Annotated in this window: 10 protein-coding genes; 1 reads left to right on the top strand and 9 read right to left on the bottom strand. The window is 47.5% G+C overall.

Annotated features, from left to right (window positions below; genetic code table 11):
* Positions 1 to 65 precede the first annotated feature (65 nt).
* A complete protein-coding gene (gene pta, locus ACX6CI_RS17210; RefSeq protein WP_458774887.1) occupies positions 66 to 2,186 on the top strand; it encodes a phosphate acetyltransferase in 2,121 nt (706 codons plus the stop codon).
* Between the two features lie 148 nt (positions 2,187 to 2,334).
* Here the strand turns inward: pta and hypB are convergent, their stop codons facing one another.
* From hypB to ACX6CI_RS17165, 9 genes are all read right to left on the bottom strand, one after another.
* Positions 2,335 to 3,093 carry a hydrogenase nickel incorporation protein HypB gene (hypB, locus tag ACX6CI_RS17205; protein WP_458774886.1) on the bottom strand — a complete coding sequence of 253 codons (759 nt, stop codon included), beginning with the start codon at positions 3,091 to 3,093 and terminating at the stop codon, positions 2,335 to 2,337.
* 112 nt (positions 3,094 to 3,205) lie between these two features.
* Positions 3,206 to 3,553: a hydrogenase maturation nickel metallochaperone HypA/HybF gene (locus ACX6CI_RS17200; RefSeq protein ID WP_458774885.1), complete on the bottom strand. Its 348-nt coding sequence runs from the start codon at positions 3,551 to 3,553 to the stop codon at positions 3,206 to 3,208.
* Positions 3,554 to 3,564: 11 nt separating this feature from the next.
* A complete protein-coding gene (locus tag ACX6CI_RS17195; protein ID WP_458774884.1) occupies positions 3,565 to 4,059 on the bottom strand; it encodes a HyaD/HybD family hydrogenase maturation endopeptidase in 495 nt (164 codons plus the stop codon).
* 10 nt (positions 4,060 to 4,069) lie between these two features.
* The gene (gene hypE / locus ACX6CI_RS17190; RefSeq protein ID WP_458774883.1) at positions 4,070 to 5,083 is read right to left on the bottom strand and encodes a hydrogenase expression/formation protein HypE; all 1,014 of its coding nucleotides are present in this window, start codon (positions 5,081 to 5,083) and stop codon (positions 4,070 to 4,072) included.
* A gap of 65 nt (positions 5,084 to 5,148) precedes the next feature.
* Positions 5,149 to 6,237 carry a hydrogenase formation protein HypD gene (gene hypD, locus ACX6CI_RS17185; RefSeq protein ID WP_458774882.1) on the bottom strand — a complete coding sequence of 363 codons (1,089 nt, stop codon included), beginning with the start codon at positions 6,235 to 6,237 and terminating at the stop codon, positions 5,149 to 5,151.
* Positions 6,238 to 6,246: 9 nt separating this feature from the next.
* Positions 6,247 to 6,510 (bottom strand): HypC/HybG/HupF family hydrogenase formation chaperone, encoded by a 264-nt coding sequence (locus tag ACX6CI_RS17180; protein ID WP_458774881.1) that lies wholly within the window; start codon positions 6,508 to 6,510, stop codon positions 6,247 to 6,249.
* The gene (gene hypF / locus ACX6CI_RS17175; RefSeq protein ID WP_458774880.1) at positions 6,467 to 8,845 is read right to left on the bottom strand and encodes a carbamoyltransferase HypF; all 2,379 of its coding nucleotides are present in this window, start codon (positions 8,843 to 8,845) and stop codon (positions 6,467 to 6,469) included. Before hypF ends, ACX6CI_RS17180 begins: the two co-directional genes overlap by 44 nt.
* Positions 8,820 to 9,464: a Ni/Fe-hydrogenase, b-type cytochrome subunit gene (cybH, locus tag ACX6CI_RS17170; protein ID WP_458774879.1), complete on the bottom strand. Its 645-nt coding sequence runs from the start codon at positions 9,462 to 9,464 to the stop codon at positions 8,820 to 8,822. Before cybH ends, hypF begins: the two co-directional genes overlap by 26 nt.
* A gap of 61 nt (positions 9,465 to 9,525) precedes the next feature.
* Positions 9,526 to 11,226 carry a nickel-dependent hydrogenase large subunit gene (locus tag ACX6CI_RS17165; protein ID WP_458774878.1) on the bottom strand — a complete coding sequence of 567 codons (1,701 nt, stop codon included), beginning with the start codon at positions 11,224 to 11,226 and terminating at the stop codon, positions 9,526 to 9,528.
* Between the last annotated feature and the right edge of the window lie 38 nt (positions 11,227 to 11,264).

Genomic DNA, 11,264 nt, shown 5'->3' with positions numbered 1-11,264 from the left:
TGTGAAGTTGAGGTTACAGGGAGGTTGTCCCTCCTATCTACGCAGGAGTATGGAAAGAGAAGATCATGGCTAATAAACTATATGTTGCGGGAACAGAACCGCGTACCGGTAAATCTGCAGTTATTCTTGGTTTAATGGAGTTGTTGACCAGAAATATCAAAAAGGTTGCGTTTTTCAGGCCTCTTGTTGACATAGACGACCGGCATGCGGGGATTGATAATACCATTAGTTTGATCAAGCACCATTATCATCTTTGCTACGACTGTGATGAGATGTACGCCTATACGGTAACAGAGGCGAACCAGATGATCTCCATGGGGCGAACAGAAGAGCTTCATGAAGGCATCTTGGCAAAATTTAATGCTCTTTCAGCTAAGGCTGACTTTGTTCTCTGTGAAGGAATTGAGCTTGAAGGTGCCAGCGCTTCATTTGATTTCGATCTCAACGTAGAGATTAGCAATAACCTTGGATGCCCGGTAATGCTTGTTGCAGGTGGCCGGATGAAGTCCACAGATGAGTTGGTTCGATCCATCAAGGTGTACTACGAATCATTGCAGGAGAGGAGTTGTGATGTTGTAGGTACCATAGTTAACCGTGCAGATCCTTTAATGGTGGATCGTATTCAAGAGCGGTTAGCTGAAGAAAAGATCGGAAATGGTGCCCAGCATTTTTATGTGATTCCCAATAATGAAAATCTTGGTAACCCTTCTGTGGGGGAAGTTGCACGACTGCTTAATGCCGAGATCCTCTACGGTGAAGATAATCTGACCCGCCATGTTCGTAGCTTTACCATTGCGGCCATGCAGTTGCGTAATCTGCTTGATCGAATTGAATACGGTACTTTAGTGATTACTCCTGGTGATCGTTCTGATGTTGTGCTTGCCTCTCTTGCAGCCGTTGAGTCTGCAACAATGCCAAATATCTCGGGCATCATGCTCACAGGTGGTCTCGTTCCCGAAGAACCTATTCAAAAAGTGATAGAAGGTTTTCATAATACGGTGCCCATTATTGCAGTTAATGAAAACACCTTTGAGGCGGCGATCAGGGTAGAGAAAATTCACGCAGCCATCACCCCTGACAATACCAGAAAGATCACCCACGCCCTCGCCGTTTTTGAGCGTCATATTGATATGGAAGCGCTCAGTGATAAAATTATCAAGACCAAGACCACAATTGTCACACCTAAAATGTTTGAGTCGCAACTGCTACAACGGGCTCGTTCTAACAAGAAACACATTGTTCTGCCTGAGGGTGAGAACGATCGCGTACTACAGGCTGCGGAAGTTTTACTTCGCCGGGACGTTGTTGACCTTACTCTTCTAGGGAATGAAGAAAAAATCAGTGAGAGAGTAAAAAGCCTCGGGCTTCATTTGGAAAAGGCACGGATTATTGACCCACGTGGCGCTGACGAATTTGAGGACTACTCAGAAACATACTATGAACTGCGTAAGGCTAAAGGTATAACGAAGGATGTTGCCAGGGATGTTATGACAGACCTGAACTTCTTTGGCACCATGATGATTTACAAGGGACATGTTGATGGCATGGTTTCCGGTGCTGTTCACACTACAGCAGATACCATTCGACCAGCTTTTCAGTTTATTAAGACCAAGCCTGGCTGTTCTATTGTTTCTTCAGTCTTTCTCATGTGTCTCAATGATCGTGTTCTGGCCTATGGTGATTGTGCTGTAAATCCTGACCCTACTGCTGAGATGCTAGCCGAGATTGCGATTAGTTCAGCCCAGACAGCTGCACTCTTTGGAATTGATCCACTTGTAGCCCTTCTTTCCTACTCTTCTGGAAGTTCTGGAAAAGGCCAGCAGGTAGAAAAGGTTCGCGCTGCAACTGAAATGGCAAAAGAACGAGCCAAGACAATGTATCCAGGCCTTGAGATTGAAGGTCCTATTCAGTACGATGCGGCAGTAGATCCAGGTGTTGCTGCGACTAAGATGCCAAACAGCAAGGTTGCCGGTAAGGCCACGGTCTTTGTTTTCCCTGATCTTAATACAGGAAATAACACTTATAAGGCGGTACAGAGATCTGCAGGTGCTGTAGCTGTAGGCCCAATTCTACAGGGACTCCGTGCTCCAGTAAATGATCTGAGTCGTGGTTGTCTGGTGGCTGATATTGTGAACACCGTTGCCATTACAGCGGTACAGGCTCAGGCTGAAGAAGAAAATAAGTAATAGGATCGCAAGAAGATCGATCTACTTCCAGAGCCATACTGCGTAGCAAATGCTTTACATTAGTATTACCAGTATTACTCAATAAAAAAAGCCCCTTGATTCATGACGAATCAAGGGGCTTTTTTCGTTACTGCTTTGGGACTATGGCTTACGCATTTTTCTTAGCCTTCATTGCTGCAACAAGTTCTCGCAGATAGTCCAGCCATTTGTCCATACCTTCACCAGTAGTGGAGGCAAGCTCCATGGTGCGAAGATTTGGATTAATTTTCAGGGCGTCGCCTCTCGCGTCGGGTACTGGAAAATCAAAATGCGGCAACAGATCTGTTTTGGTGATAACAAAGGTTTGTGATGTACTGAAAGCCTTTGGGTATTTAGACGGCTTATCCGGTCCCTCAGGTACAGAGACAAAAACCACACGCTCGTGCTCACCAAGATCAAAGGTGGAAGGGCAGACCAGGTTGCCAACGTTTTCAATAAAGAGAAGGTCGATATTATCCCCGCCCGGCTCTTGTTGAAGTCTGTGAAAACCTTTGTGGGTCATGGCCGCGTCAAGGTGGCAGGCGCCGCCCGTTGTGAGCTGGATAACAGGTACACCTTTAGCCCGGATGCGTTCTGCATCGCGCTCTGTTTCAATGTCGCCCTCGATTACCCCGATATTAATTTCTCCCTTGAGTGCATCAATGGTGTGCTCTAGAAGAGTTGTTTTCCCCGAACCTGGGCTGCTGATGAGATTAAGGGCAACAGCACCTATTTCATCAAAATGGTCTTTGTTGACCTTTGCCAAGGCATCATTTGCTGCAAATAGACTTGCGTGTACGTCAACAATCTTTGGCTTGCTGTGGCTATGATCATGGGAGTGATCGTGAGAATGGTCAGAAGGGCTTGGGCAACCGCATGTATCACACATTGTTCAACCTCATTAATATGATTAGTAGCAAATCTTCAAGTATATCAGGGTAAAGTGACAGAGCAACAGTACTGCAATGCTCTATGCACTGTAAAAATTTAAACGAAGCAATCTATTCCATTTCCACCTGGAGCAATATCAGGTCTTCTCCCCCGGTTGGGATAAGAAGCAGGTCGCCGCATTTTGGGCACTCTTCAGGGCGCGGGCCTGCGATGACTTCAATATGTCCGCAGTCTGTGCATTTATACTCAACATCGGGAATCTTGACGATGAGTTTGGCACCTTTAAACATCGGGTCATCGGCTGAAAGAATTTCAAAACCAAACTGAAATGAATCAAGTACAACCCCGCAGAGCGGACCGATTTCCATGGTCACAGATGTTATTTGGGTGGCCTTGTTTTCTCCGGCCAGGTCTTTTAGTTGCTGAAAAAGTCCCTGTACAAGCGATATCTCGTGCATGGTAGATCCAGCTATTGTTTTTTAGTATAGGTAACCCCGAGGTCAGTCAACCTGCCAAGGATCATTTCTGCGACTTCAACTTTTCGTGCTTCGACCACCTCAGAGAGCTCAATGCCCTCTTCAAGAGTCTTTGGGATGACCGTGTAAAACTCAATGTCACCGGGCATGGCTCCTCGGAGTTTTGAGACTTCCAGTATCTCGAGCAATCCAAGTTGATGGGGTGACATCCGTAACTGGAAATTTCCAGCCTTTACGTCGTTGATATCAAAGTAGTGAAAGGAGCCGGGCTCGCCATCGATATCGACAACATCGATGACAAAAACCGGGTCGCATTCTTCAAAAAAAGGAGCCATGAAAATGCCGGCTGTACCAACATCTTGAATGTCTACATTATCAGGGAAATCATAGTTTTCCTGGAGGTAGTGTACAACGTGAACTCCAAAACCTTCATCCATGAGGATGTAGTTACCAATACCGGCAATACCAATTCTTTTTTCTTCAGTCATGTTGTGTACCTTAACATATTCTGGGCAGGGGCATACCGTGCAGGGGAGTGACAACCCTGGCGCCTCCAACCGGTGTATTTATGATGACTCTTCCGGCTTTTCCGGCGACCAACTTTCCAATTATTGCGGCTTCTTTACCTTCACCCGTGGCCTGCATAATTTTCAGGGCTTCTTCAGCCTTGTCACCAGCCACTATGACGAGACACTTTCCTTCATTGGCAAGGTAGAGTGGCTCGAGACCGAGCAGCTCACATGCCGCATTGACCTGTGGGCGCACCGGTAGAGCCTGATCATCGAGTTCTATGGAGAGGCCGCTGTTTTCTGCGATTTCATTGAGTGTAGAAGCAACGCCTCCCCGGGTAGGATCACGAAGGGTGTGTACTGAACCAGGCAATTCTGTAAGGAGTTTCTCCACAAGTTTATGCAGAGCCATGGTGTCACTTTGAAGGTCTCCTTGAACGGCTATACCAGCTCTTCTGGTCATGATGGTAATGCCGTGGTCCCCCATGGTGCCCGATAAAATGACCGCGTCACCTTCTTTTGCATATTTTGAAGAAATATCGATGCCGTCAGGGACAAAGCCGATGCCAGAGGTGTTGATAAAGATCTTATCTCCCTTGCCCCTGGGTACAACCTTGGTGTCACCTGTGACGATATAGACGCCGGCTTCTTTGCAGGCCTCGGCAATGGAGATGATAACCCTTTCTAAATCATCTAAGAGCAGTCCTTCTTCTAAAATGAGGCCAAGGCTCAAGGCGTGGGGCTGGGCACCTCGCATGGCGAGATCGTTAATGGTGCCATGGACGGCAAGTTTTCCGATGTCGCCACCTGGAAAAAATATCGGGTCCACCACATAACTATCTGTTGTAAAAGCAATCCTACCTCCATTGTTTTCAAGAATGGCACTGTCTTCAAGGGAGTTAAGTATGGGATTATCAAGGTGCTTTAGGAACAGGTCGCTGATCAGTTCCTGGCTTGCAAGGCCTCCGCTACCGTGGTCAAGCAATATCATTTTATCTGACATATGAGAGAAAACCTCTATGGGAGTTCGTGGGGAGTCTTAAGAAAAATTGCATCAGTGATATCTGTCTATAGGTCCCTGCCGTATTTATGGTAGGCGGCGCAGGTTCCTTCGCTGGAGACCATGCATGGGCCGATAGGGGTTGCTGGAGTGCAGCGACTATCAAAAAGTGGACACTCATTTGGTGTCTGTTTGCCTTTGAGGATCTCACCACAGAGGCAACCCTTAGGTTCCTTTGATTCAGGTAGAGAAATGTCGAGGCGGAACTCTGCGTCAAATTCCTTATATTTTTCTCGAATCTTTAAACCGCTTTTGGGGATTGAGCCCAGGCCTCTCCAATCCATGTCAACAGGCTCAAATATCTCTGTGACCATATTGTTTGCCCTGGCGTTACCTTCCCATGCAACTGCACGGGGGTAGACATTTTCAACTTTGATTTCCCCTGATCCGACCTGTCGTGCAAGAAGGATGAGTGCTTTAAGCAGATCGGCGGTCTCAAAGCCTCCGACAACGCAGGCAAGGTCATATTGCTTTGCCATTGGTTCCCAGGCTCCTGCACCAATAATGGATGAGACGTGGCCAGGGCAGAGCAGCCCGTCAATCTTAAGGCTTGGGTCGTTAAGGAGTGCCTCCATGGGGGCGGGCATGGTCTTCTGGGTCGCAAAAACACAGAAGTTGTCTACATTTTGATTTTTGGCGGCAAGTATTGTGGCTGCAATTCCAGGAGTTGTGGTTTCAAAGCCAACGCCTAAAAACACTACAAGCTCATCCGGGTTGTTTTTTGCAATCTCAAGAGCGTCCATGGGGGAGTAGACAATGTCCACTTTAGCACCCCGTGAGCTAGCTTCAGCAAGGGAACCTGCACTTCCAGGGACCCTGAAAAGGTCGCCAAAGATCGTGACGTGTACTCCGGGGATATCGGCCATGGCGATAAAGGCATCCATATGGGATGCAGACGTTACGCAGACAGGGCAGCCGGGGCCGGAAACAAGCTTCATGCCATCGGGCAGAATAGAACGCAGACCGTTACGGAAGATGGCCATGGTGTGGGAACCGCACACCTCCATGACAGTAAGAGGTTTCGTAACAGCTTTTTTCAGCTCTTCAACCAGGGGCAGAGCAAGAGTGCTGTCGCGGTATTCATCAAGGTGTTTCATTCGTTCCCTCTAAGAAAGCAGCTCATTTGGGGTGTTTTCTGCGAGTTCTCGAAGAAGAGCAATATTTTTCAGAGCCTCTTCCTCAACGAGAGAATGAATGGCAAAACCAGCATGGATAATGACGTAGTCGCCAACTGCTGGCCAGTAATCGATGATATCTAGTCTAACGTCCCGACTAATACCATCCGCATCAACGGTTGCAATTTGATTAGTGGTGAAATCGTCAGGATCACCCTGAACGGCGGTTACTTTCATCGGAATTGCGAGACACATGACGCAGACCTCCTATAATTGTCTGACCTATGGAAATGGCACCGTCATTAATCGGCAGCCAGTTTCCTGTAAAAACTTCCAGGCCTTTTTGTTGAAGAAAATACATAAAGCCTTCTAATAGCAGGCTGTTTTGCATACAGCCTCCAGAAAGCACAACCTGTTGAATTCCTGTCTCTTTGGAGAGGGTCTCAATAAGTTGACTCACACTTGTAAGAAGCATGAGGTGAAAGTCGAGCGCAATTGACGCAACATCCTTTTCTTGCTGCACTCTATCCAGAAGCAGTTTAACAAATTCTGCTGAACTAATCTCCCACTTTCCGTCCTTGCGACGCAAGATTTGGTCATTATTTATGGGCAGGTTGTGCGCTTCAAGTTCTGGCCAATAGGTAGATTTGGCGGTTTTTGCCAATGCTTCCAGTTCCATAGCCGCCTGGCCTTCATAGCTTAGACTATGACAGATGCCAAGAAGACTGGCAACACTGTCAAAAAGTCTACCGCAGCTTGAGGTGAGTGGGCAGTTAAAACCATTTTCAAGCATTGAGCTGATGACATTGACAGTCGCAGGGTCAAGGTGTTTGAGGGTTGCTGGTAACTTCTCAGCTGTTATCCCGTCTTTACCATAAACTGTATAGAGTGCGGAGATTGCCATGCGCCATGGTTCCGCGGCAGCTGCGTCACCACCGGGCATAGGTAGTTGACTGAGATGACCCAGTCGCTCAAAGTCAACCAAACTCGTCTTAAGTATTTCGCCGCCCCACAGCGTTCCATCACCTCCAAGGCCTACGCCATCTAGTACTATGGCTAAAACAGGTTCAGTGAGGCTGTGTTCTGCCATCACGGCCACTGCGTGGGCGTGATGGTGTTGAACGGGATAGACTGGAAGGCCTAAGCTTTTTGCATAGAGAGTAGAGGGGTAGTCCGGATGGAGGTCACAGGCCACAGCCTCGGGCTTGATCTGATACAGCCGTTGTAAATGTTCTATTGATTCCTGGTAGAACTCAGTGGTTTCCAGATTGTCCAGATCTCCAATATATTGACTGGGAAATATGTTGCTTCCCTTAGAAAAACTAAAGGTGTTTTTGAGCCCCGCCCCGCAACCAAGTATCTGGGGGAGTTCCATGTCGATACTAATTTTTGCAGGAGCATAGCCCCGTGCACGTCTTAAAATGATTTGCAGGTCATCTACATTTTTAACAACAGAGTCGTCAACTCGTGTAAGGATCTCTCGATTATGGAGCAGAAAATTATCAGCAAGATGACCGAGTCGCTGGATAGCTTCGTCATTTTTGGTGCAGATCGGGGTGCCACTCATGTTGCCTGACGTCATAACCAGGGCTTTGGGGCAATCTTTATGTGCAAAGAGAAGGTGGTGGAGTGGCGTGTAGGGGAGCATGACACCAAGTTCTTCTATGCAGGGCGCAATATTGTTTGCAAGCAGGCTGTCCTGATTACGTTTGAGTAGAACGATGGGGTGTTCAAATGACTGCAAGAGTTTCGCATCATTGTCACTAACATGACAGAGCTGCCGTGCCGTCTCAAGGTTTGCTACCATGATGGCAAGGGGTTTGTCGGGTCTATTCTTTTTAGAGCGTAAATGAGCCACTGCATCATATGAACAGCCGTTAACGCAGAGATGAAAGCCTCCAAGTCCACGAATTGCGATGATCTTACCACTACCAATGCCTTGCACTGCGTCCTCAATTGCATCTAAGGACTCTATCTGAACTCCTTTTGAATTGTGGAAGGTAATGCTAGGGCCGCATACTGGACAGGCGTTTGGCTGGGCGTGAAAGCGTCTGTTGGTTGGGTCGTTGTATTCTCTGTTGCAATCCTCACACATCGGGAAGACCTGCATGGAGGTTTCCTTTCTGTCATATGGGATGCTTTTGATTATGGTATACCTGGGGCCGCAGTTGGTGCAGTTGATAAATGGGTAGTGAAATCTTCTGTTATCAGGATTGAAAAGTTCTGAAAGGCAGTCACTGCACAGGTTAATATCTGGTGGAATTGCGGTGTTTGCTATGTTTTGGTTATTGCTGGTTAGAATAGAAAATTCCGAGGTGTTAAACTCTTCTTGTGTGGGTCTGGACTCGACGGAGTCGATAACGGCAAGAGGTGGAGCTTCTTCAGTGATTGCGCAGGTAAAAGTGTGAAGAGTGGACTCCTCACCCAGGGCATGGATGCGAACGCCTGCACCGGTATTGATAACACTTCCGACAATATTAAGGCGCAAGGCTAAGTTGTAGATAAAAGGTCGAAATCCTACGCCCTGGACTGTGCCCTGGACGAGGATTTCGACTCTACACTGCTTATGATTTGTGGGTAAACTTGACACCGGTAAATATAGAGGAAATTAATCCCTCAGGTGATTTAGCGTCATTCCATATGCAGAGATACAGATGGATGATCACAAATATCATAAACCACCACATAAGTAAGTGATGTAAGTAACGCGCAGCTTGCTGGCTGCCAAAAAGCGCAAGCCCCCAACCTTCCCAGAAAGGTATTTCAGGGAAGAGCATGAAAAAGCCGCTGATGATCATGACTACAGCCACTAGGAAAGTGAACAGGTAAGACAAGCCGGCCAGGATGTTGTGGCCGAGTCGTTCATCATGTTCTTCGCTGATGTAGCTGTATTGGAGCAAAGTCATTTTCAGGTTGTTCAGATTTCTCTTGTTGATCGGCAGGATGTCCCAGATACGTTCCTGGGGATTACCGAAAAAGTAGAGAAAAAGTCTGATCATCACTGCACCAGAAAAGGTGTACGCTGCTATGTAATGAATATAGCGCATATACGCCATTGGGAAGCTTGCACTGCCCTCTATCATGGTGTTGGTCCAAGGATTGTTGATGTAAAAACCCGTGGTTACAAGAAACACAATAGAGAGAGCAAACATCCAGTGAAACAGCCGGAGTAGTATGCTCCAGCACTGTTGTTTTTCAAATGTTGCCATTCTAGTTACCTCCTTTGGTATGAACCAAAAAGAAAAGATTGAAGTTATTGTAAACAGCTCGTTACATCGCCTTTACTTTAACTACTTCTTTCCCTTCAGGGTCGAGCATGTGGACGGCACAGGCAATACAAGGGTCAAATGAGTGAATAGTACGCAGTACCTCAAGAGGTCTTTCCGGATCAGCAACAGGGTTGCCCATAAGCGAAGCCTCGTATGGCCCAAGCTGTCCTTCTGCATCACGTGGACCTGCATTCCAGGTTGAAGGAACAACACACTGGTAATTTTTGATCTTGCCATCCTGGATAACGATCCAGTGTGACAGGAGACCGCGAGGAGCCTCATGGACACCAACACCGCGCTGCTCTCCCTTAGGAAATACAGGTGGGTTGAAGATCTCATAGTCACCGGAGCCAATGTTGTTCACGAGTAGATCCCAATGCTTGAGCGCAAGATCAGCCATCATTCCGGCACGAACTGCACGGGCTGCATGACGACCAATGGTTCCATGGAGGATTTCAGGACCAACCTTAACACCAGCAACTGAGCTGACACGGCCAAGGAAGTCATCAACACTTTTAACGGTCATATCATGACCCTGGGCATAACCTACAACCATCTGGGCAAGAGGACCAACCTGCATTGGTTTACCCTGGAAGCGTGGAGCCTTGAGCCAGGTGTAACGGCCTTCATCTTCAAAGTCAGTGTACTTAGGATCAGTGGATGATTCCCAAGGATGCTTGGACCAGTCTCCATCGTACCAGGCTCTTGCGATGGACTCTTCCACATTTTCCTTAAAGTATGGATCAGCATGAATATCAATGTTCTTGATGGTGCTGAGGTCGCCACCCATGACGGTACCGCCAGGAAGATCAGCTTTAGTAGCTGCTGCATCGAGGAACATATCAGGAGCTGCGAGGTAGTTAGTGACACCAGCGCCGTATGGAATCCAGTCTGCGTAGAGAGCGCCAACTGCAACGACATCGGTCATGTATACCATCTTAACGAAGTCACGAACCTCTTCGATAAGCTGCTTAACCCAGTAGAGACGTTCCATGGTAACTGCAGTCTCGTTTTCAGGGTTGAGGTTGGTGGTCACACCACCAACTGAAAGATTCTGAACATGCGGGTTTTTACCACCAAGGATCGCTAGAGCCTGAGTTGCCTTACGCTGGTAATCAAGGGCTTCAAGGTAATGAGATACAGCCATGAGGTTTGCCTCAGGTGGCAGTTTCATGGCTGAGTGACCCCAGTATGCATTGTTGAATGGTCCAAGCTGGCCGCTTGCAACCAGAGTCTTGACCTTATCTTTTACTGCAGCAAAACGCTTAGGGCTGTTACCAGTCCAGTCAGAAAGACTATCAGCAAGTTTTGCAGTAGCTACAGGGTCAGCATCAAGGGCGGAAACAACATCAACCCAGTCAAGTGCAGACAGTGCGTAAAAGTGGACGATATGATCCTGCAGACAATGAATGGACTGAACCATGTTACGCACGAGCTGGGCGTTGAGTGGAATCTGTAGTCCAAGTGCGTCTTCAACTGCGCGAACAGAAGCAAGGGCGTGAACGGTGGTACATACACCACAGATACGCTGAACAAAAAGCCATGCATCCCGAGGATCGCGGCCTTTTAAAATGTTTTCCAAGCCGCGGTACATCTGTCCCGAAGACCAGGCCTTGGTGATCTGACCACCATCAACTTCAACGTCTACTCTTAGGTGACCTTCGATCCTGGTGATCGGATCAATGGTAATTCTTTGAGCCATTTGTGAAACCTCCATATAAATTTAGATTACCAGGTGTG

This window comes from Desulforhopalus glucosivorans (assembly GCF_054397165.1).
This window is presented reverse-complemented; position numbering and strand designations above follow the sequence as displayed.